This window comes from Stenotrophomonas tumulicola (genome assembly GCF_014117215.1).
Taxonomy (GTDB): Bacteria; Pseudomonadota; Gammaproteobacteria; order Xanthomonadales; family Xanthomonadaceae; genus Stenotrophomonas; species Stenotrophomonas tumulicola.
The window spans coordinates 67,575-89,512 of the sequence record NZ_JACGXS010000007.1 but is presented as its reverse complement, the minus strand read 5'-3'; the positions used below and the strand labels follow the sequence as shown (position 1 = coordinate 89,512).

At 66.8% G+C, this 21,938-nt stretch carries 19 protein-coding genes; 6 read left to right on the top strand and 13 right to left on the bottom strand.

Annotated elements, in window-relative coordinates; all coding sequences use genetic code 11:
- Positions 1 to 394 precede the first annotated feature (394 nt).
- From H4O11_RS13675 to H4O11_RS13665, 3 genes are read left to right on the top strand one after another with little or no spacing between them, the layout of a single operon-like run.
- A complete protein-coding gene (locus H4O11_RS13675; protein WP_182339982.1) occupies positions 395 to 1,504 on the top strand; it encodes a DJ-1/PfpI family protein in 1,110 nt (369 codons plus the stop codon).
- 2 nt (positions 1,505 to 1,506) lie between these two features.
- Positions 1,507 to 2,196 (top strand): response regulator transcription factor, encoded by a 690-nt coding sequence (locus H4O11_RS13670; protein WP_182339981.1) that lies wholly within the window; start codon positions 1,507 to 1,509, stop codon positions 2,194 to 2,196.
- The gene (locus H4O11_RS13665) at positions 2,193 to 3,479 is read left to right on the top strand and encodes a sensor histidine kinase (RefSeq protein WP_182339980.1); all 1,287 of its coding nucleotides are present in this window, start codon (positions 2,193 to 2,195) and stop codon (positions 3,477 to 3,479) included. The genes H4O11_RS13670 and H4O11_RS13665 overlap by 4 nt, the downstream gene beginning before the upstream one ends.
- 72 nt (positions 3,480 to 3,551) lie before the next feature.
- Here the strand turns inward: H4O11_RS13665 and H4O11_RS13660 are convergent, their stop codons facing one another.
- Genes H4O11_RS13660 through H4O11_RS13650 form a run of 3 tightly spaced genes read right to left on the bottom strand, consistent with a single transcriptional unit; the run spans position 3,552 to position 6,307 of the window.
- Positions 3,552 to 4,280 (bottom strand): LytR/AlgR family response regulator transcription factor, encoded by a 729-nt coding sequence (locus tag H4O11_RS13660; protein WP_182339979.1) that lies wholly within the window; start codon positions 4,278 to 4,280, stop codon positions 3,552 to 3,554.
- Positions 4,277 to 5,323, bottom strand: a complete 1,047-nt coding sequence (locus H4O11_RS13655) for a sensor histidine kinase (protein ID WP_182339978.1) — start codon at positions 5,321 to 5,323, stop codon at positions 4,277 to 4,279. Before H4O11_RS13655 ends, H4O11_RS13660 begins: the two co-directional genes overlap by 4 nt.
- 57 nt (positions 5,324 to 5,380) lie before the next feature.
- Positions 5,381 to 6,307, bottom strand: a complete 927-nt coding sequence (locus H4O11_RS13650; RefSeq protein WP_246333493.1) for an alpha/beta fold hydrolase — start codon at positions 6,305 to 6,307, stop codon at positions 5,381 to 5,383.
- Between the two features lie 181 nt (positions 6,308 to 6,488).
- Here H4O11_RS13650 and metF point away from each other — a divergent pair, with 181 nt between their 5' ends.
- Both metF and H4O11_RS13640 read left to right on the top strand, forming a co-directional pair.
- On the top strand, positions 6,489 to 7,316 hold the full coding sequence (metF, locus tag H4O11_RS13645) for a methylenetetrahydrofolate reductase [NAD(P)H] (protein WP_182340075.1): 828 nt from the start codon (positions 6,489 to 6,491) through the stop codon (positions 7,314 to 7,316).
- A gap of 47 nt (positions 7,317 to 7,363) precedes the next feature.
- Complete coding sequence (locus H4O11_RS13640) at positions 7,364 to 7,939, top strand: DUF4124 domain-containing protein (protein ID WP_182339977.1); 576 nt, start codon at positions 7,364 to 7,366, stop codon at positions 7,937 to 7,939.
- Between the two features lie 90 nt (positions 7,940 to 8,029).
- Here the strand turns inward: H4O11_RS13640 and H4O11_RS13635 are convergent, their stop codons facing one another.
- The 3 genes from H4O11_RS13635 to H4O11_RS13625 all read right to left on the bottom strand — a co-directional run bounded on the left by H4O11_RS13635 (position 8,030) and on the right by H4O11_RS13625 (position 13,126).
- Positions 8,030 to 8,983 carry a Nudix family hydrolase gene (locus tag H4O11_RS13635; RefSeq protein WP_182339976.1) on the bottom strand — a complete coding sequence of 318 codons (954 nt, stop codon included), beginning with the start codon at positions 8,981 to 8,983 and terminating at the stop codon, positions 8,030 to 8,032.
- A gap of 92 nt (positions 8,984 to 9,075) precedes the next feature.
- Positions 9,076 to 11,811, bottom strand: coding sequence for a preprotein translocase subunit SecA (secA, locus tag H4O11_RS13630; RefSeq protein ID WP_182339975.1), 2,736 nt, complete (start codon positions 11,809 to 11,811; stop codon positions 9,076 to 9,078).
- Positions 11,812 to 12,172: 361 nt separating this feature from the next.
- Positions 12,173 to 13,126 carry a M23 family metallopeptidase gene (locus H4O11_RS13625; RefSeq protein ID WP_182339974.1) on the bottom strand — a complete coding sequence of 318 codons (954 nt, stop codon included), beginning with the start codon at positions 13,124 to 13,126 and terminating at the stop codon, positions 12,173 to 12,175.
- A gap of 12 nt (positions 13,127 to 13,138) precedes the next feature.
- On the opposite strand from H4O11_RS13625, the gene H4O11_RS13620 reads away from it, so the two are divergent.
- Complete coding sequence (locus H4O11_RS13620) at positions 13,139 to 13,579, top strand: DciA family protein (protein WP_182339973.1); 441 nt, start codon at positions 13,139 to 13,141, stop codon at positions 13,577 to 13,579.
- Positions 13,580 to 13,849: 270 nt separating this feature from the next.
- Here the strand turns inward: H4O11_RS13620 and lpxC are convergent, their stop codons facing one another.
- From lpxC to murG, 7 genes are all read right to left on the bottom strand, one after another.
- Positions 13,850 to 14,761 carry a UDP-3-O-acyl-N-acetylglucosamine deacetylase gene (gene lpxC / locus H4O11_RS13615; RefSeq protein ID WP_182339972.1) on the bottom strand — a complete coding sequence of 304 codons (912 nt, stop codon included), beginning with the start codon at positions 14,759 to 14,761 and terminating at the stop codon, positions 13,850 to 13,852.
- Between the two features lie 233 nt (positions 14,762 to 14,994).
- Positions 14,995 to 16,236, bottom strand: a complete 1,242-nt coding sequence (gene ftsZ, locus H4O11_RS13610; protein ID WP_182339971.1) for a cell division protein FtsZ — start codon at positions 16,234 to 16,236, stop codon at positions 14,995 to 14,997.
- 212 nt (positions 16,237 to 16,448) lie between these two features.
- Positions 16,449 to 17,684 carry a cell division protein FtsA gene (ftsA, locus tag H4O11_RS13605; RefSeq protein WP_182339970.1) on the bottom strand — a complete coding sequence of 412 codons (1,236 nt, stop codon included), beginning with the start codon at positions 17,682 to 17,684 and terminating at the stop codon, positions 16,449 to 16,451.
- Entirely contained in the window at positions 17,681 to 18,412 is a 732-nt protein-coding gene (locus H4O11_RS13600; RefSeq protein WP_182339969.1) for a cell division protein FtsQ/DivIB, read from the bottom strand. Before H4O11_RS13600 ends, ftsA begins: the two co-directional genes overlap by 4 nt.
- Positions 18,409 to 19,371 (bottom strand): D-alanine--D-alanine ligase, encoded by a 963-nt coding sequence (locus H4O11_RS13595; RefSeq protein ID WP_182339968.1) that lies wholly within the window; start codon positions 19,369 to 19,371, stop codon positions 18,409 to 18,411. Before H4O11_RS13595 ends, H4O11_RS13600 begins: the two co-directional genes overlap by 4 nt.
- Complete coding sequence (murC, locus tag H4O11_RS13590) at positions 19,368 to 20,804, bottom strand: UDP-N-acetylmuramate--L-alanine ligase (RefSeq protein WP_182339967.1); 1,437 nt, start codon at positions 20,802 to 20,804, stop codon at positions 19,368 to 19,370. The genes H4O11_RS13595 and murC overlap by 4 nt, the downstream gene beginning before the upstream one ends.
- A gap of 43 nt (positions 20,805 to 20,847) precedes the next feature.
- Positions 20,848 to 21,936, bottom strand: a complete 1,089-nt coding sequence (murG, locus tag H4O11_RS13585) for an undecaprenyldiphospho-muramoylpentapeptide beta-N-acetylglucosaminyltransferase (RefSeq protein ID WP_182340074.1) — start codon at positions 21,934 to 21,936, stop codon at positions 20,848 to 20,850.
- Positions 21,937 to 21,938 lie beyond the last annotated feature (2 nt).

The following is a 21,938-nucleotide window of genomic DNA, read 5'->3' as shown; positions in this document are numbered from 1 at the left end:
CATCGCCCGCCAGAGGACTGGCGTGGTGATGCATTCTCCGCCGTGCCCAAGGGGCAAAACAGAGCCAATTTGGTCCATTCGACGGGACTCCAATCCCGGCCGGTGCTTCTACGTCACCAGCCCGGCCATGCTGCAAAGTACGTAGCTTCCGCGTCCATCAGGAAACCTGCAGTTTCATCCAGCACCGCTGCCATTCCAGATATGCCAACGCCTGTCGCCACCAGAGGAGGCCGTGGTCCGGGCATGACCAGCCAGATATCCGTCCATCTACGACACCCCGTCCGGGCAGTGCCGGGCCATGCCCGGCATGGTGCGCCGCATCCCCGATCAGGCGATTGAAATCCGTTTCACATTACGCCCGGAGACTGCACATCCCTGTCCTGGAGACCCAACCATGCCCCGCACCCATCTGCTCGCCACGATCCTGATGCTCTTTCCTTTCGTCGCAGCGGCCACGGATCCACCGCGCGCCCTGCTGGTGGTCAGCAGCGAGGGGCGCGACCAGGGCCAGACCCGGCCGGGTTTCGAAATGGATGAGTTCGCCCAGGCCTGGCTGATCCTGAAGCGCAACGGTTTCCACGTGGAGGTGGCCAGTCCGCGCGGCGGCCGCGTCGAAGCTGACAAGTTCAATCCGGAGGAAGCCTTCAACGCAGAGCTGCTGGCCGACACCGATGCCACTTCGAAGCTGGCCGCTACCCTGCCGACGGCCTCGCTGGATCCGCGCCGCTACGATGCAGTGATGGTGATCGGTGGCAAGGGCGCGATGTTCGACCTGCCTGTAGATACGGCACTGCAGGACGTGCTGGCGGCGGTCTGGACGCAGGGCGGCGTGGTCGCTGCGGTCTGCCATGGACCAGCGGCATTGGCGGAGGTGCGCCTGGCCGATGGCAGCCACCTGGTGCAGGGCCGGGCGATGACCGGCTTCACCGAGGAAGAAGAAGCGCTGTTCGGCAAGCGATGGGCAAGCGAGTTCGCGTTCCAGCTGGAACCGGCGATGCGTGGACGCGGTGCCCGCTGGGAGGAAGCCCCCCTGATGATGCCCAAAGTGGTGGTCGACGGGCGCCTGGTGACCGGACAGAACCCCTATTCCACCCCCGCCACCGCCGAGGCCGTGGTACGTGCCAGCGGACGCGTGCCAGTTGCCCGTGACCGTTGGCGCGACGAGCGCAGCATGGCCCTGGTGGAACAGCACCTGCGCCAGCGTGACGGCCACGCCGCTGCCGAGCTTGCGGCCCATGGTGCCGATTACCATGCGCAGTTGATCGGCATCCTCGGCTATTACCAGCTGCAGGCAGCGCAGTCTCCGCAGGTGATCGGCGATGCACTGGCGATCATGCTGCTGGGCCGGCCGTGGATGGACGAGCCGCAACTGGACGTGGCCATCGCCGAGGCGCACCTGCGGCTGGGAGATACCGCCGCCGCACGCAAGCACCTGCAGCCGGTGCTGGAAAAGCATCCGCAGCTGGAACAAGCTAAGGCCTTGTTGGCCCGCATGCAGCCCTGACTATGGACGCCGAGCGCCTGCGCCTGCTGTTGATCGAAGACAACCTGCCGTTGGCGACCGCCATCGTCGACCTGCTGCATGCCCAGGGGCATGTCGTGGATTTCGCCGGCGACGGCGTCAGTGGGCTGCGCATGGCGCTGGCCGATCCACCCGACGTACTGTTGCTGGATATCGGCCTGCCCGGCCTGGATGGCATCTCGCTGTGCCAGCGGCTGCGTGAACAGAGCGACCGCCACGTGCCGGTGTTGATGCTGACCGCTCGTGATGCGATGGCCGACAAGCTGAAGGGCTTTGAAAGTGGCGCCGACGATTACCTGGTCAAGCCCTTCGATGATGCCGAACTGCTGGCACGCTGCCTGGCCTTGGCGCGACGCCATCGCGCGGGCCAGGCGCATCTGTTGCGCGTGGGGCCCCTGTGCATCGACCGGCGCAGCGGGCAGGCCTGGCGCGATGGCCAGCCGTTGGACCTGCAGCAACTGCCACAGCGCATCCTGCTGGCGCTGGCCGAAGCCTGGCCACGCACCTTGACCCGCAGCGAGCTGGTCCAGCGCCTGTGGGGCGACCAGGCGCCGCCCTCCGACCCGCTGCGCTCGCACCTGTACCTGCTGCGGCAGGTACTGGACAAGCCCTTTGCCGGCGCCATGCTGCGCACCGTGCACGGCGTGGGCTTCCGCCTCGAGGCGGCGCCATGAGCCACCCGGTCCACCGCCTGCGCAGGCGGCTGATGCTTGCATTTTCCGGCTTCGCCCTGTTGGTGGCTACCGTCTTCGGGCTGTATGCACTGGCATTCATGTACGTAGTGGAGGACAGCGTATTCAACGCCGCGTTGCAACGCGAGGCGCAGCGTCAACTTGCCGCGCATGCGGCACAAGGGTGGGTCACGCCGCTTGACCCGTCCATGCGGGTGTACCGCGATCCGGCAGACCTGCCCGCTGACATGCGCGCCACTTTCCAGCGCGAACCCTGGCGCAGCGAGTTCCCCGGCAGCGACGGGCGCCATTACCACGTGCACCGGCTGCTGCCCGCCGCACCCGCTTCGCCGGCCTGGCTGGTGGCAGAGGTAAGCGGGCAACTGGTGGTCAGGCCGATCCGTGACCACGTGGTGATGGTGCTGCTGGTCAGTGGCGCGGCGATGGTGCTGTTGGCCGTGCTGCTTGGCGGCTGGATGGCCCGGCGCTCCACGCGCAGCCTGTACCGTCTGGTGGACCAGGTCGAAGGTTTGTCCGCGCGCTACCTGCCACCCGATCTTTCCAAGGATTTCGAGAACGACGAGATCGGTGTGCTGGCGCGCGCACTGGACAGGCTGTCGGCGCGCATCACCGATTTCGTCGAACGCGAACATGCTTTCACCCGCGACGCCAGCCACGAACTGCGTACGCCGTTGGCGGTGATCTCCAGTGCAGCCGGCCAACTGCTGGGCGAGGACGGGCTGTCCACGCGCGGACGCCAGCACCTGCAGCACATACGCCTGTCGGCCCTGCAACTGCAGCAGGCCGTGGTCACCCTGCTGGCGCTCGCCCGCGAGGACGACCAGGCCCAAGCCGCCGTCCCCTGCCGGCTGGCCCCGCTGCTGGAACGGGTGATCGTGGATTACGCGCCCCTGCTCGAAGAGCGCCCGGTCCAGGTCCGGATGGAGGTCGGCGAAGACGCCACCCTGCGGGCGGAGGAAAGCGCGCTGCAGCTCGTGCTGGCGAACCTGGTTGGCAACGCCTTCGCACATACCCGCGACGGACACGTGCAGCTGTGCATGCGCGGACCCGCGCTGGTCATCCGCAACAGTGCCGATGCCAGCGAGATACTGCAACGCTGGCCCCGGCCGCGGCCGTTCGACAAGGGGGCCGACAGCCAGGGAGATGGGCTGGGCCTGAGCATCGTGCGCCGCCTGTGCGACCAGCAGGGCCTTTCGCTCGACATCCATGCCGAGCCGGGCAGCACCGTGGCCGTGCTCGGCAACCACGCACCCGGCAACGCATGAAGCACCCGCGCGGAACGGTAATGGATCGGCGTCGACCGGCGCACAGCGGGGAGTCTCCGCCCGACGCCGGTGTTACAACGCCATCCGCTCGCGCAGCTCACGTGCCTGCCGGCGCGATACCTCCACGTGGCTGCCGTTGGACAGGACCAGGTCGTAGCCGTCGCCGATGGAAGGCTCCACCGCACGCACCATGTGCAGGTTCACCAGGGTGTTGCGGTTGGCACGGAAGAACAGCGCAGGCGGAAGCCGCGCCTCCAGCGCACTGAGGCTGCGACCGAGCAGCGCGTTCTGGTCGCCGAACCACAACCGCGCGTAGTTGCCATCGACCACGATGCGGCTGATCTCGGCCACTGCCACGAACCAGCAGCGATCGCCATCACGCAGGAACACCTGGTCGTGCACTCCCAACAACGAACGTTCGGCGCCCGCATCGGGCAGCACACGGCGATCCAGCGCACGTTGCAGCGCTTCCTGCAGGCGCGGCGCCTCCACCGGCTTGACCAGGTAATCCAACGCGTTGGCCTGGAACGCGCGCACGGCATATGCATCGTAGGCAGTGACGAACACCACCGGCGGTACCGCGTCCAGGCCATCCAGTACGTCGAATCCACTTCCGGATGGCATCTGCACATCCAGCAGCACCACGTCCGGCCGTAGCCGCGCGATGGCCTCCCGTGCGGCCGGCACGTCGTCCGCTTCGCCGATGCACGCCACCCACGGCAGCGTGGACAACAGGGTGCGCAGCTCCTGCCGCGCCAGGCGTGCATCATCGACCACCAGTACCCGCAGCGGTGCGTTCATTGCGGCACCTCCAGCAGCGCCTGCATGCGATCCCCCTGCCGCCGCAGCGCGAAGCGACCAGCCGTTCCGTCCAGCTGCGCGCGCAGATAGGCCAGGCCGACGCCATGGCCAGCTGTATCCACCGACACGCCCAGCGGATTCTCCACGCACACATGCAGCACATCGTCCTGCAGCCGCGTGGCGATGCGCAGTTCACCACCGGCCGGGCTGACCGCAATGCCATGCTTGATGGCATTTTCGACCAGCAACTGCAGCGCCATGGCGGGCAGCCGCGCACTGCCGCAGCCGGGCGGGGTTTCCATCACCACGCGCAGGCGCTGCTCGTAGTGCACCGCTTCGATGGCCAGGTAATCGCGCACCACCGCCAGTTCTTCGTCCAGCGCCACCCGATCGGCGCCGCCGTGTTCCAGCGCGTGGCGCAGCGTGCGCGACAGCCGCGACACCATCTCCCGTGCCCGTTCCGGATCCTCGTGGATCAGCGCGCGCAGGTTGTTCAAGGCATTGAACACGAAGTGCGGATTGAGTCGCGCACGCAGTGCGTCGCGCTCCAGCGTGCTGCGCGCAGCCTCGGCGCGCAGCCGCGCCAACTGGGCCTGGCGCGCGCGCCGCATGCTGTGCAGGCCTCCCCACACACCGATCCACAACGTCAGCACGATGGAGGTATTGAACCAGTACACCAGGGTGGCGCCAGGACGGTAGTCCGCCTTTCCGCCCGGCAGCTGCACCCAGCCATTGGCCAGCGCCGGCACCAGCACGCCCGCTACCGCGAGCTGGGCCAGCGTGGTGCCGATCACCACGCCTGCGGCCAGCTTCAGCAGCAGCAACGGTACCGGATCGTCCCACCAGTGCCGCCGCACCGCGCGCGAACGCAGCACGCCGCTGGCCAACCAGAGCGCCAGCGCCAGCACCATGCTGATCAGCGTCGCACCGCTGCTGCTGCCACCGGCGAACTGACGCATCACCAACAGGCTGAGCAGCGCATAGACAGACCATGCGACGGTATTGAGCAGCCAGAAACGCAGTGGGGAATTCGGTTCGTACATGTACTGGCCCGTGTGGTGCGTGCGCGGTGATCCAATGCCGCGCACGCAGCGTCATCATCACTCGGCGGTATCGAGGAAGGTGCGTACCTGCCCGTACAACCACTGCGGATCATCCCACATCAGGAAGTGATGGCCCTCCCCGCTCATCTCGATGCGCACGCCGGGCAGCTTCGCGTACTGGTGCTGGAAGATGTCGCGTGTCGATGCCTCGGTGGCGCCGAACGCGCGGTAGCCAGCCCAGCTTCCCAGTACCAGCGTCGGTGAGCGGATCTCCGCGACCTCGTCACGCAGGTCATGCACCAGCATGGAATGCATCGCCGCCGCCGTCGTTGCGCGGCCGCTGTCATGCCCCCAGCGGCGGAGCAGCTGCAGGTGCCCATCATCACGCACCATGCCTGCCAGCGCCGCCTCGGCCTGTGCCTGGTACGTCACCGCGTCACTGGCCAGCATGCCGGCACGCAGCTGGTCGGCCACCGGTTTAATGCTTGCGGCAGTGGCCTGCGGATTCCGGATGCCGGCATAGAACGGCAGCGAATCGACGATGACCAGTGGGCCCACGGCATCGGGGGCGGCAATGGCCATCTGCAGCGCCAGCACGCCGCCCAGGCTGTGGCCGATGATGGCCGGCCGCTCCAGGCGCCGCTGGCTGGCGTAGGCCAGCAGCTCATCGCGCATGGCCGGCAGGAAATCGTCGGGAAGCGGGTCCGCCGCGGCTGCGCCGGCGAAACCGGGCAATTGCACCAGGTGGCACTGCACCTGCGGCTGCAGCGCCTGGCAGGTTTCACGCCATACCGCCGCGCCACTGTTGAGGCCGGGGATCATCAACACCGGCCGCCCCGTGCCGATCACCTCGACTTGCACATGGCCGGTGCTGCCGGCGGTGGTGGCGCGTGCGGGGCCGGAGAACGCCATCATCGCCACCAGTCCGATCATTGCCAACGGCACGACGCTCTTGACGCTGTGCCGGAAAGAAATGCCTGTCATGTGCTGCGCTCCTGTCATGGGATGGGAGCACAGCCTGCAGGCCGGACGAGGGGCCGGGGAGAAAGAATGACCAACGGCCACGGCAGGCGGCGAACGGCCGGACACGCCGGATGTTGCTATCACTTGCACATCCATCGCGATGAAGAGATATACTTGGGACGAGCCCGCTGCCACCAACGCCATGACCTCCCTGAGCTTCGAGTTCTATCCCCCCAAGACCGACGACCAACGCGCCCAACTGGACCGTACCGCCCGCAAGCTGCGCGCGTTCGGGCCGGAGTACGTGTCGTGCACCTTCGGCGCGGGCGGCTCCACCCTCAGCTATACCTCCGAAACGGTGCGCCACCTCAAGCAGCACCACGGCTTCGACGCCGCGCCGCACCTGTCATGCGTGGGTGGCAGCCGGCAGGAGATCCGCGAGCTGCTCAAGCTGTATCGCGCCATCGGCTGTACCCGCATCGTGGCGCTGCGCGGCGACCTGCCTTCGGGCATGGGCCATCCGGGCGACCTGCGTTACGCCGCCGAGCTGATCGAGTTCATCCGCGCCGAGCATGGCGATGCGTTCCGGATCGAAGTCGGTGCCTACCCGGAGACCCACCCGCAGGCCAGCGACGCGTTGGCCGACCTCAAGCATTTCAAGAGCAAGGTCGATGCCGGCGCGGACGCTGCGATCACGCAGTACTTCTACAACGCCGATGCCTACTTCCATTTCGTCGATGCCGTGCGTCGGCTGGGCGTGACGGTGCCCATCGTGCCGGGCATCATGCCGGTATCCAACTTCAGCCAGCTGCGGCGCTTCTCCGAGCAGTGCGGCGCGGAGATTCCGCGCTGGATCGGCCGCAAGATGCAGGCCTACGGCGATGACAGCGAATCGATCCGCGCGTTCGGTGCCGAGGTGGTCGCCCAGCTGTGCCAGCGACTGACCGAAGGCGGCGCACCGGGCCTGCATTTCTACACGCTCAACCTGGCCAGGCCCACCACCTCGGTGCTGAAACTGCTGCACGGCTGAGCGTGCCTGCATCGCGCTGCCGCGCGTTCAACGCTACCCTGCAACAGATGAATTCCACGCTTGCCTTGCTGCTGTCCCTGTTGCTTGCCGGCGTTTCGCCACCGGTGCAGGCGCAGGCGCAGCGCCTGAACCGCTGCAGCGATGCCACCGGCCAAAGCGTCTATACCGACCGTCCGTGCGAGACCGTCGGTGCCCGTTCACGCATGCCCGCCGCATCGGCCATGCCGGGCGGCAATACGCTGGACCGCGACCAGCTGGGCGCGCGTTGCCCCCGCCGCCTGAGCGAGCTGGTCGGCGCCCTGCGCGGGGCGGTTGCTGCCAACGACGTCAACCGCCTGTCGTCGTTGTACCTGTGGAGCGCCGTGTCCGATGCCGGCGCACAACGCGTCCTCGGCCAGCTGGAATCCATCGCCCGCCGGCCCCTGGTGGATATCGTGCCGGTCTATCCCGCGCACGACGACGACGCCATGCCGCCTCCCGCAACAGAGGAAGCCGCGGCCCCACCGGTCCACCAGAACCCCATCGCGCTGCGCCTGGAACAGGTGCTGCCCGGCACCGCTACCCCGTCACGCAGTGTGCTGGGGCTGCGCCGGCAGTACGGGTGTTTCTGGATCACGCTGTAAGCTTCCCGCCCAGCCACGCTCGGCGGGAATCAAATGCGCCGCTGCGCTCGCCGAGCTTGGCTCGGCGCTACCGGCCGCCCGGTCAGGTGGTCACTCCGGCCACAGCCCACGGATGGCTGCGACCCCCTGCGCGCCATGCCGGCGGGCGGTGCCGATGTCGGCCGCGCCAAGACCGCCCAGCGCATAGATCGGCAATGCCACCCGTGCGCGCAGGTCAGCGAAGCTGTCCCAGCCCATCGGGGTGGCGCCGGGATGGGTGGCGGTGGACTGCACCGGGCCCAGCACGACGAAATCACACCCCAGTTGCTGGGCGGCCTGCAGCTGCGCCAGGTCATGGCACGAAGCGGCCACCAGCTGGCCTGCGGGCAACGGACGCTGCTGCAGCGTGGCCAGTTGCTCACTGCCCAGGTGCACGCCCACGCCCAGGCTGCGGGCCAGTTCGATATCGCGGTTGAGCAGCCATTGCATCGGCCCCCGTACGCTGCGCAACGCCGTTTCGATCAGTTGCCTGCGCTGTGGATGGCCATCCGGCAGCCGTAACTGGACGCGCTGCTGGCCACCGGCTACCGCCTGCAACAGGCGTTCGTGCCATTGCAGCTGGTCGGTATCCTCGTCGGCGGGGGCGGGCGTGATCAGGTAGCGGTCCGGCTGCCGCAACGCTGCCACGACCGGCAGGTCCGCCGGCGGCATGGAATAGCGCGACAGCTTGTCTGGCGCCACCCAGGCGATCGCCTGGCCCTCGCGGCCACGCGGCGTGCCTTTCCAGCTGCGGATATGCCGCACTTCCAGGGTCAGGTGCTTGTCCGGATACAACTGCGGCACGTCCATCAGCCAGTCGCCGATCTCAGCCTCGATGCCCAGCTCTTCGTGCAGTTCACGCGCAAGCGCCTGTTCGGAGCTTTCACCGGATTCGCGCTTGCCGCCCGGGAACTCCCACAGGCCGGCCATGTCCCGGTTCTCGGTACGGCGGTTGAGCAGGATGCGGCCACGGGCGTCGGTGATGACGCCGGCCACGACGTGGATCGATCGTTTCGGGGGAGGCATGGGTGCAGGATGCCCAATACCACGCCACTGGCGCAATGCCCCTGTCGGGACGGCGAAAAGAAAACGCCCCGCGTTGGCGGGGCGTTCCTGGGTCAGCTCAACTGGCCGTGGCAGTGCTTGTACTTCTTGCCACTGCCACAGGGGCAAGGATCGTTGCGGCCGATCTTCGGCTCATCGCGCTGTACCTGCGCGACACCCCCCTGCCGGGCCGCCTGCACCTGCGCGGCCTCCTCGTCGGCGCCATAACCACCGGCATCCTGGTGCTGGAACTGCGACTGGTCCAGGCGCGCCTGGGCCTGCTGGCGTTCTGCCGCTTCCAGCGCGGCAACTTCCTCGTCGCTGCGGATGCGCACGCGCGACAGCAGGGTCACCACTTCGCGCTTGACGTTCTCCAGCATGTCCGAGAACAGTTCGAACGCTTCCTTCTTGTATTCCTGCTTCGGCTGCTTCTGCGCATAACCGCGCAGGTAGATGCCCTGGCGCAGGTAATCCATGCGCGCCAGATGTTCCTTCCAGCTCTGGTCCAGCACGGTCAGCATCACGTGCTTTTCCAGCGCGCGCATGGTTTCGGCACCGACGCCGGCTTCCTTCTCGTCGAAGTGCTGGTTGACGCGCTCCTGCACCTTCTGCGCGATGCCCTCGGCATCCAGTTCTTCGTGTGCCTTGACCAGCTCGACCAGCGGCATGTCCAGCGCGAATTCGGACTGCAACGTGGCTTCGAGGCCCTGCAGGTCCCACTGTTCGTCGATGGAGTTCGGCGGCACGAAGCGGGCGACGATGTCGAAGATCACATCGTCACGGATGCCGTCGACGTTGTCCTTCACCGATTCGGCGTCCAGCAGTTCATCGCGCTGGGCGTAGATCACCTTGCGCTGGTCGTTGTTGACGTCGTCGAAGTCCAGCAGGTTCTTGCGGATGTCGAAGTTGTGCGCTTCCACCTTGCGCTGCGCCTTCTCGATCTGGCGGCTGACCATGCGGTCTTCGATGACGTCGTCTTCCTTCATGCCCATCATGCGCATGGCCTTCTGCACCCAGTCGGAGGCGAAGATGCGCATCAGGTTGTCTTCCAGCGACAGGTAGAAACGGGACGAACCCGGATCGCCCTGGCGGCCCGAACGGCCACGCAGCTGGTTGTCGATACGACGCGATTCGTGGCGCTCGGTGCCCACGATGTGCAGGCCGCCAGCGGCCTTGACCGCGTCGTGGCGGATCTGCCATTCGGCCTTGGCGGCGGCGCGCTGCGCCTCGGTAGCCTCTTCGCCCAGTTCGTGCAGCTCGGTTTCCAGCGAACCGCCAAGCACGATATCGGTGCCGCGGCCGGCCATGTTGGTGGCGATGGTCACCGCACCCGGGCGGCCGGCGTTGGCGACGATGGTCGCTTCGCGGTCATGCTGCTTGGCGTTCAGCACCTCATGGTGCACGCCGGACTTGGCCAGGTGTTCGGACAGCATCTCCGACGTTTCGATCGACGTGGTGCCGACCAGCACCGGCTGGCCCCGCTTGTTGCAGTCCTGGATATCGGCCAGCACCGCATTGAATTTGCCCTGGCGGTTGAGGAACACCTGGTCCGGCGAATCCTTGCGGATGGTCGGCCGGTTGGTCGGGATGACCACCACTTCCAGGTTGTAGATGCTCTGGAACTCGAACGCTTCGGTATCGGCCGTGCCGGTCATGCCGGACAGCTTGTTGTACATGCGGAACAGGTTCTGGAAGGTGATGCTGGCCAGCGTCTGGTTCTCGCGCTGCACCGGCACGCCTTCCTTCGCTTCCACCGCCTGGTGCAGGCCATCGGACCAGCGGCGGCCGGCCAGGGTACGGCCGGTGAACTCATCGACGATCACCACCTCGCCGTCGCGCACGATGTAATCCACGTCGCGCTGGTAGATCGCATGCGCGCGCAGCGCGGCATTCAGGTGGTGCACCACGGTCAGGTTCTGCGCGGCGTACAGGCCTTCGGTCTCGCCGTCGAGGATGCCCGCTTCCACCAGCAGCCGCTCGGCGTGCTCCATGCCCGCTTCGGACAGGTGCACCTGCTTGCCCTTCTCGTCGACCCAGAAGTCGCCCTCGGCCTCTTCGCTTTCCTGCTTCACCAGGTTCGGCACCACGCGGTTGACGCGGATGTACAGCTCCGGGGAATCGTCGGCAGGGCCGGAGATGATCAGCGGGGTGCGCGCTTCGTCGATCAGGATCGAGTCGACCTCATCGACGATGGCGTAATTCAGGCCGCGCTGGTAACGGTCCGCCCGCGACAGCGCCATGTTGTCGCGCAGGTAGTCGAAGCCGAATTCGTTGTTGGTACCGTAGGTGATGTCGCTGTCGTAGGCCTCGCGCTTGTCGCCATGCGGCATGCCCGGGTACACCACGCCCACGCTCAGGCCCAGCCAGTTGTACAGCTTGCCCATCTGCGCCGAGTCGCGGCGGGCCAGGTAGTCGTTCACCGTGACCACGTGCACGCCCTTGCCTTCCAGCGCGTTCAGGTACACCGGCAGGGTTGCCACCAGGGTCTTGCCTTCACCGGTACGCATCTCGGCGATCTTGCCCAGGTGCAGCACCATGCCGCCGATCAGCTGCACGTCGTAATGGCGCATGCCGAGCACGCGGCGGCTGGCCTCGCGACAGACGGCGAAGGCTTCCGGGAGCACCTTGTCCAGGGCTTCACCGTCGGCGATGCGCTGCTTCAGTTCCGGCGTCTTGGCCTGGAGCTGCTCATCGCTGAGCTTCTCCATCTCCGGCTCCAGCGCATTGACCTTGGCGACGATGCGGTTGAGCTGGCGCAGCTGTCGTTCATTACGACTGCCAAAAACGCGGGTAAGCAGGCTGTTGATCATTAGGGAACCGTTTGTCAGGTGAACGCCGCACGGCTCCAGCTGGAATCCGTCCGCCGCAAACGAAACGGGGCGCCCAGCGCCCCGTCGATGGCATCACCCATTGTAACTTGGGATGGGCGCGCGGAGTTTCAAGCGCTTGGCGGTTCGCAGGGCGGTGCGGTAGCGCCGAAGGCGGCGGCAGGAGCCGCTGCCAACGTCGCTTGCGACGGCCCGCAGGGTGCCGGTCAGGACGACCGGCATAGCCATGCTCGGCGGGATGCCGGCCACGTTCGGCAAAGTACCGCGCGGAGGGCGCCGCTGCGCTCGCCGGGCATGGCCCGGCGCTACAGGCTATCGGGCATGGTCCGGTGCTACGGGGCGATCAGCCGCGTGAGACGCGACCCACCGGCGTGTTGCCGCCGTCGCCGAGGAATTTGCGCGGATTGACCACCCGGCCGCTTTCCCAGACTTCAAAATGCACGTGAGCACCGGTGGAACGGCCCGTGGAACCGGCCTTGGCCACCTGCTGGCCGGCGCGGACCAGGTCGCCCGCCTTCACCACCAGGCGGGAGTTGTGCGCATATCGCGTCACGTAGCCGTTGCCATGATCGACATCGACCACGTTGCCATAGCCACCTTTCACACCGGCGAAGCTGACCACGCCGTCGGCCACCGCCATCACCGGGTCGCCCACCTTTGCGTGGAAGTCGATGCCCTTGTGGTTGCCGGCACCGCGGCCGAACGGATCGGCGCGGGTGCCAAAGCCGGAGGTCACGTAGCTGTTGCGGATCGGCATGCGCGAAGGCACGGCGTTCTGCTGCAGCTGGTGGTCGAACATCAGCGATTCCATCACCGACAACTGGCGGCCTGAAGCAGCGAAGCGCTGCTCCAGCACCTGTAAGTCGGCGTTGACGTCCTTGACCGGGATATCCACGGTCGGGCCGCCGGCATCGCCGTCACCCAGGCCGGGGGTTTCCTGGAAGTCGAACTCGCCGTCCTCCAGCTTGCCCATCTGGGTCAGGCGCTCGCCCAGCGCATTGAGCCGGGTGGCCTGCGCCTGCAGTTCGCCAAGACGCGCGGCCAGGGCGTTGACCTGGGTCTGCGACTGCAGCCGGACCTGGGCCAGTTCACGCTCCTGCTGCGCCACCTTGTCCTGCAGGCGGGAGTCGCCGAACGCGTTGGCCCCCATTCCGCCGGCAAGGCCGATAATGCAACCCATGCCCAACACGCTGCCAAGCAGGGCGCGGGGTCGGTCTTCGAAGTAAAAACGCAGACGCGCGAGGGGCGTTTTTGCCTTTCCATCACGCGTTTTGATTACGATCTTTTTGAATGCCATCAGTGAGTTTTCATGTCTGAGCCGAAATCCAGCGTTCGTCCCGCCTCCGCGCCGAAGCCGGCGCTTGATGCGGTCATGGCGGACAAATCCGGTAACCCGTTGCGCCGAGCCCTGTGGCTCGATTCGCTGGACCGGCAATTGCGCCCCCATTTGCCACCCACCCTGCGCACCCGTTGCCGGTTGGCGAATGTGAGCGACGAACACCTCGTTTTTCTCGTCGAATCCCCGGTCTGGCACGCCAAGCTGAGGCTTGCCGAAACCCAGTTGATCGACGCGGCCCGGTCCATCGGGCTGAAGGCCACCAAGGTGACCATCAAGACTGCGTCCCCCGCTCCACCACGCTCCCCAGCGCTCGACAACCAGAACGGACCCCACGCAGTTTCAGCCGCCACGCACAAAGGGCTACGCGACGCCTTGGCTTGCCTCCAGGACACGAAACCGTCCAGATCCTGATGACAGCGGAGCATCCGGCTCCGCTTCCCCGCAGCGCCAACATTCCGTGGAAGTGGCGTGAAACATTTGCGAGGACCGTGGGGCATCCTAACGGCGTAAGGTCCAGCAGTCGTTAGGGTTTTGTTATTTAAATGTTAAGTTCAGTCTGTTGGCAGAGCGGGTTCATGCCAGTGAGGACCACTTCCCATCGCAGTGTTCCCCGCTGGCAGGCCGGCAAAAACGCAAACGCCGCCCGGAGGCGGCGTCAACTTGCTGATTCAACAGTACTTGTCAGGCGTACGCCGGCGTACCGTAGGCCACCGGCTCGTTGGCGGCGGGCGTGTCATAGCTGACCCACTCCCAGGCGGTCACGTCCGCCATCAGGGCGCGCACCAGCTTGTTGTTCAACGCATGGCCCGACTTGAAGCCTTCGTAGGCACCCAGCACCTGCCCACCGGCCAGGTAAAGATCGCCGATCGCGTCAAGGATCTTGTGGCGCACGAACTCATCGGCATAGCGCAGGCCGTCTTCATTGAGCACGCGGAATTCGTCCAGCACGATGGCATTGTCCATCGAGCCGCCAAGGCCCAGGTTGCGCTCGCGCATGTACTCCAGGTCACGCATGAAACCGAAGGTCCGTGCGCGGGAGATTTCCTTGGTGTAGGCCAGCGTCGAGAACTCGATTTCCTGCCGTGACTGCTTGGCCGGGATCATCGGATGGTCGAACTGGATGGTGAAGCCCAGCTTGTAGCCTTCATACGGATCGAAGCGCGCGACCTTGTCGCCGTCGGTGACTTCCACCGTCTTCAGCACGCGGATGAAGCGCTTGGCAGCGTCCTGTTCGATGATGCCTGCCGACTGCAGCAGGAACACGAACGGACCGGACGAGCCATCCATGATCGGCAGTTCAGCCGAGGACAGCTCGACGATGATGTTGTCCACGCCCAGGCCGGCCAATGCCGACATGAGGTGTTCGACGGTCTGGATCTTGGCGTCGTTGCAGGTCAGGCCGGTGCACAGGGTGACCTCGGTGACCAGCTCGGCCTTTGCCGGCACGTCCACGACCGGATCCAGGTCCACGCGACGGAACACGATGCCATGGTTGACCGGCGCCGGACGCAGGGTCATGTAGACCTTGTCGCCGCTGTGCAGGCCAACGCCGGTGGCGCGGATCGTGTTCTTGAGGGTACGTTGCGGGATCATGGGGTGACCAGAAGCATGCGGCGGGCCGCGATGGCCTGCCCCGGGGGATGAGACAGATTAACACGCGGCACCCCCTCTTCCGGCTGAGCGACCTGCTGGACCATCCCGCAGGGCAAGCCGACGCGCTGAGGAGACAGTCGCGATGACAGGGCGGCCGGGCCCATCCTGGCCCGGCGCCTGTGTTGCAGGGACATGGTGCCGATCACCGGGGAGGACAACCCCGGCGGCGGCGATCAGTCCGCCTGGCGGCGCAGGAACGCCGGGATGTCCAGGTAATCGTTGGGCAGTTCAGCCGTCGCCGTGGCACCGGAGGCCGGGGCGGACGCGGCCGGCGAGGAGGCCGCCACGCTGTCGCTGCTGGCACGGCGCAGGCCCAGGCCGACGCCACCTACCGCCTTGGACACGGCATCACCGCCATTGTCGAAATCGGAGAATTCCGGCTGGCCGGTGGTGGCATTGCGTACCAGCTTGATCGGCGCACGCTCGCCCGGGCGCTGGCCCTTGCCGGCGGCGACACGGTTGAGGCCGGTGGCGACCACGGTGACACGCACTTCGTCCTGCATGTCCGGGTCCAGCACGGTACCCACGACCACGGTGGCATCTTCGGAAGCGAAGCCATCGATGGTACGGCCGATCTCGTCGAACTCGGCCATGGTGAAGTCCGCACCGGCGGTGATGTTGACCAGGATGCCATTGGCACCTGCCAGGTTCACATCGTCCAGCAGCGGGTTCTGGATCGCCGATTCGGCGGCGGCCTGCGCACGGTCGTCGCCGCGGGCAGTGCCGGTACCCATCATCGCCAGGCCCATTTCGGACATGACGGTGCGCACGTCGGCGAAGTCGACGTTGATCAGGCCCGGACGCACGATCAGGTCGGCGATGCCCTGCACGGCGCCCTGCAGCACGTCGTTGGCAGCGCGGAAGGCCTGGATCATGGTCGCGTTGCGGCCCAGCACGGTGATCAGCTTCTCGTTGGGGATGGTGATCAGCGAGTCGCAGTGCTGGCTCAGCTCTTCGATGCCCTTCAGCGCCACCTGCATGCGGCGACGGCCTTCGAACGGGAACGGCTTGGTGACCACCGCGACGGTCAGGATGCCCATTTCCTTGGCCAGCTGCGCCACTACCGGTGCGGCACCAGTGCCGGTGCCACCGCCCATGCCGGCGGTGATGAACACCATGTCAGCGCCCTGCAGGGCGTCCATGATGCGTTCGCGATCTTCCAGTGCGGCCTGGCGGCCCACTTCCGGGTTCGCGCCTGCGCCCAGGCCCTTGGTCACATTGGTACCCAGTTGCAGCTGCAGCTTCGCACCGCAGTTCTGGATGGCCTGCGAGTCGGTGTTGGCGGTGATGAACTCCACCCCGTCCACCGCTGAGTTGACCATGTGCGCCACGGCGTTACCGCCGCCACCGCCCACGCCAACGACCTTGATCACCGCATTGGGTGCCATCTTTTCAATCAATTCAAAATGCGCCATGTCCGTGTCCTCGGTTGTATCCGCTTCCTTTGGCATGGGTGGGAGAGGCGTCCTGCCTTCCGCTGCATGCCGCCGTCGCGGCTGTTTTGGTTTGTTGTTGCGATGTGTTGCCTGTTGCTTGCTGCTTGTTGCTTGTTGTTTGCTGCTTGTTGTCTGTTGCGGTGTGCGTGTCGCCGTTCCATGCCGCCGAGCATGGCTCGGCGCTACCGCGGTCAGAATTCGCCTCGGAACCAGGTCTTCAGCTTTTTGAACATGCTGCCGGCGCGCCCGGTCGGCAGCGAGGGCCGACGCGGATGCTCGATCTGGCTGCCCATCAGCAGCAGCCCTACGCCGGTGGCATGCACCGGATTGCCCACCACTTCGCCCAGCCCGGTGACGTGCTGCGGGATACCGATGCGGACCGGCATCTGCAGCATTTCCTCGGCCAGTTCGACCACGCCTTCCATCTTGGAAGCACCGCCGGTGAGCACCATGCCGGCGCGCACCAGCTCCTCGAAACCGGAGCGGCGCAGTTCGGCCTGCACCATCTCGAAGATTTCCTCGTAACGGCCCTGCACCGCCTGCGCCAGGGCGTGGCGCGGCATGCGACGCGGTGGCCGGTCGCCGACGCTCGGCACCTGGATGCTCTCCTCGGCCGTGGCCAGCTGGGCCAGCGCGCAGGCATAGCGCACCTTGATCTGCTCGGCTTCCGGGGTCGGCGTGCGCAGCATGTGCGCGATGTCATTGGTGACATGGTCGCCGGCGATCGGCAGCGAGGCCGTATGGCAGATCGCACCCTGCACGAATACCGCGATATCAGTGGTGCCTGCGCCCATGTCCACCAGCACCACGCCCAGTTCGCGCTCGTCGGCGGTCAGCACCGCCACGCTGGAGGCCAGCGAGGACAGCACCAGGTCATCCACCACCAGCCCGCAGCGCTGCACGCACTTGCTGATGTTGGCCGCCGCCGATTGCGCGCACACCACCAGGTGCGCGTGCACCTCCAGGCGCACGCCGGTCATGCCGACCGGGTTGCGGATGCCTTCCTGTGAATCGTCCAGCACGTACTCACGCGGGATCGCATGCAGGATCTTCTGGTCGGCCGGGATCGCCACCGCCTTGGCCGCGTCGAGCACGCGATCCAGGTCGCCCCAGGTCACTTCCCCGTCGCGGATCGGCACGATGCCCGGCGAGTTCTTGCACTGCACGTGGTTGCCGGAGATCGAGGCATACACCGAGCGGATCTCGCAGCCGGCCATCAGCTCGGCTTCCTCTACCGCGCGCTGGATCGACTGCACGGTCGATTCGATGTCCACGACCACGCCACGCTTGAGGCCGCGTGACTCATGCGAGCCGATCCCGATCACCTCGATGGGATTGCCCGGCGAATACTCGCCCACCAGCGCCACCACCTTGGAGGTGCCGATGTCCAGGCCGACGATCAGCGATTTATCACCCTTGCGATTCATGTCCTTTCCTGCGTGTTCTTCGGCGCGTCGGCCGGCGGCTTGCCCCAACTGAGGGTGAAACCATTGGTGTATCGGAGGTCGGCGCGTTCGATCGGCGCAGCCTGGCTGGCCAACTGCGGCAACACGCGCACATAGCGCTGCAGGCGTGAGCGGGCGTCATCACGACCGACCACGACTTCGGTGCCATTGCTGAGCAGCAGCGACCAGCTGCCGCGCGCGTCCATGCTGAGCCGGGAAACGTCCAGCCCGGCCGGTGCGAACAGTGCGCGGGCATCGTTGTACAGGGCCACTACTTCTTCGGTCTGGCTGTCCGGGCCATCCAGCTCCGGCAACTGCAGGTCGGCCAGCTTCTTCGGCGTGGGGAACAGCTTGCCCTGCTCTGACAACAGGCGGTCGCTGCCCCAGCGTGCGAACGGCTTGTGTTCGACCAGGGTCACTTCCAGCACGTCCGGCCATTGCTTGCGCACGCGCGCGCTTTCCACCCATGGCAGGCGCTCGATGCTGTCCTGGGCATCCTGCAGCCTGACCGCGAAGAAACCGGCGTGCGCATACGGCAGCAGTACCTTCTGCAGTTGTTCGGCAGGCACGCGCTTGAACTCACCGTGCACGCGCAGCTTCGCCAGCGGCCAGCGCTCGGCGCCGACCCAGCCGTTGAGCACGGCCACGACCGGCAGCGCCACCACCGACAGGGCCAACAGCCAGACGAAGATGCGCAGCACCGCGTTCATGCGTGCGATGCCTCCAGGGTCTGTTCCAGCACGCGCCACACCAGCTCTTCAAAGCCGATGCCCGCCTGGCCGGCCGCCTTCGGCACCAGCGAATGGCTGGTCATGCCGGGCGCGGTGTTCACCTCCAGCAGGAAGAAGCGGCCACTTTCGCGGTCGCGCATCACGTCGACGCGGCCCCATCCCCGGCAACCGGCGGCATGGAATGCAGCCAGCGCGATGCGGCGGATTTCGTCCTCGTCCGCGCCATCCAGGCCCGGGCACAGGTACTGGGTGTCGTCGGCGATGTACTTTGCGTCGTAGTCGTACCACTGGCCCTTGGGCACGATGCGGATCGACGGGAGCGCCACGTCGCCCAGGATGCCGACGGTCAGCTCGTCGCCGACCACCATCTGTTCCATCAGCAACTGGCCGTCGTAGCGGGTGGCCAACGCCACCGCGTCATCCAGGCCGGAGTCATCGAATACGCGGCTGATGCCTACGCTGGAACCTTCATTGGCCGGCTTCACCACCACCGGCAGGCCGATCTCGGCGGCATTGGCATGTACGTCCCCTGCCGTGACCTTGCGGTACTGCGGGGTCGGCAGGCCCAGCGACAGCCACACCTGCTTGGTGCGGATCTTGTCCATGCTCAGCGCCGAGCCCAGTACGTTCGAACCGGTATACGGGACGCCGAACGCCTCCATCAGCCCCTGCACGATGCCGTCCTCGCCACCGCCGTTGTGGCCGTGGAGGATGTTGAACACGCGATCGACCTCGCCGGCGACCAGCGCCCTGGCCAGTGCCGGGATGCCGTCGATGGCGAAGGCGTCGACGCCACGCGCCTGCAGCGCTTCGAGCACGTTGCGGCCGGAATCCAGCGATACCTCGCGTTCGCTGGAGGTACCGCCCAGCAGCACCGCGACGCGTCCGAAAACGGCCGGATCGGTGCCTCGCAACGCCGGGAAAGCGAAGTCACTCATTGCCCGCCCCCCATGCTGAAGCCGTCGGTGGCGATCTGCTGGGCGACGGCACCGATATCACCGGCCCCCATCATCAGCAGCAGGTCGCCGTCCTGCAGTACGTCCGGCAGCACGTGCGCCAGTTCGACTGCCTTGCCGACCACGACGGGTTCGCCGCGGCCGCGTGCACGGATGGCGCGCGCCAGGGCCTCCGAATCCGCACCGGCGATGGGCTCTTCACCGGCCGGATATACCTCGCTCAGCACCAGCGCGTCGACACTGGACAGCACCGCTGCGAATTTGTCGAACTGGTCGCGGGTGCGGCTGTAGCGGTGCGGCTGGAATGCCACCACCAGGCGCCTGTCGCCCCAACCGCCCCGGGCAGCAGCAAATACCGCCTCCAGTTCGCTCGGGTGATGGCCGTAGTCATCGATCAGGCGCACCGTGGCGCCATTGGCGATGGTCACTTCGCCCAGGTCGTTGAAGCGACGTCCCACGCCGGCGAACTCCTGCAGCGCACGCGCGATCGCGTCCGGCGCCACGCCCAGTTGCCAACCCACCGCCGCGGCGGCCAATGCGTTGAGTACGTTGTGGGTGCCCGGCAGCGCCAGCACCACTTCCTGGCTGGTGCCCTGCGGCAGGCGCAGGGTGAAGCGCATCCGCGCCCCTTCCTGCACCACGTTCTCGGCCCGCACGTCGGCATGGTCGCTGAGCCCGTAGCTCATCACATGGCGCGGGGTCCGGGCGGCCAGCGCAGCCACCTCCGGATCGTCGATGCACAGCACCGCCAGGCCGTAGAAGGGCAGCCGCTGCAGGAACTCGGCGAAGGCGGCCTGCACGCGGGCGAAATCGTTGCCGTAGTTTTCAAGATGGTCGGCGTCGATGTTGGTGATGATCGACATCAGCGGGTTCAGGCGCAGGAAGCTGCCATCGCTTTCGTCGGCCTCGGCCACCAGCCACTGGCCGCTGCCGAGCTTGGCATTGGCGCCGGCAGCCAGCAGTTGGCCACCGATCACGAAGGTCGGGTCCAGCCCGCCTTCACTGAGCACGGCTGCCGTCAGGCTGGTGGTGGTGGTCTTGCCATGCGTACCGGCCACGGCGATGCCGCGGCGGAAGCGCATCAGCTCGGCCAGCATCGCCGCACGCGGCATGATCGGAATGCGCTGGCTGCGCGCTTCCATCAGTTCGGGATTGTCTTCGCGGATGGCGCTGGACACCACCACGCAGTCGGTGCCGAGCACGTTGGCGGCCGAGTGGCCGCGCATGATCCGGGCACCCAGCCCAGCCAGGCGACGCGTCGCCGCGTTGTCGGCGTTGTCCGATCCGGAAACCTCATAGCCCAGCGTCAGCATCACTTCGGCGATGCCGCTCATGCCGGTGCCGCCGATGCCAACGAAATGCACGCGCGGGAACGCGCGCACCAGGTCGTTGGTGTCGTGCAGGCGGCGGATCATGCGCGACCTCGCGTGGTGACGGCGCGGTGGCGCAGCACATTCTTCATACAGCTTCCTCGAGGATGATATCGGCGATACGTTCTGCCGCGTCGACTTTGGCCAGCGCACGCGCGGCCTGCGCCATCTGCATGCGGCGGGCGGGATCCGCGGACAGTTCGCCAAGCAGTGCGGTGAGTCCGGACACCAACGTGTCGCCCTGCTTCAGCAGGACCGCGGCATCGCGCTCCACCAGGTACTCGGCGTTGCGCGTCTGGTGATCGTCCACGGCGGCAGGGAACGGCACCAGCACGCTGCCGACGCCAGCGGCGCAGAGCTCGGCCAGGGTGGACGCGCCGGAGCGGCAGACCACCAGGTCGGCCCAGGCGAAGGCCTCGGCCATGTCGGCGATGAAGGGAGTGATCTCTGCGTCGACGCCGGCCTTGGCGTAGGCTTCGACGGCTTCGGCATGCATCTTCTCACCGCTCTGGTGGCGCACCTGCACGGCATGCTGCCCAGCCAACGCCGCCACGGCCTGGGGCACGGCGCTGTTGAGCGCGCGTGCGCCCTGGCTGCCACCGACCACCAGCACGCGCAGTGCACCACGGCGATCGGCGAAGCGCAGTTCCGGGGCAGCAATCGCGGCGATCTCCGCGCGCACCGGATTGCCTACGGCTTCCTCGCGCGTGGCGAAGCTGCCCGGGAAGCCGGTCAGCACGCGCTGGGCGAAACGTGCCAGGAAGCGGTTGGTCATGCCCGGCGCGCGATTCTGTTCGTGCACCAGCAATGGCAGGCCATGCAGGCGTGCGGCCAGGCCGCCCGGGCCGGACGCATAGCCGCCGAAGGCGATCACCGCCCGCGGGTTGCGGTCGCGCAGCAGGAAACCTGCCTGGCGCACCGCACGCAACAACCGCCAGGGGGCGCCCAGCAGGGCCAGCTTGCCCTTGCCACGCAGCCCGCCGATGTCCAGCGTGTCGATCGGCACGTCGTGCTGTGGCACCAGCCGGGTTTCCATCTGGCCGGCCGCACCCAGCCAGGTCACCGCGATGCCACGCGCGCGCAGCACCTTGGCCACGGCCAGGCCCGGGAAGATGTGCCCGCCGGTGCCGCCGGCGAGGATCATCACCGGCCGCTGCGAAGCCTGGGCAGCAGGCATGT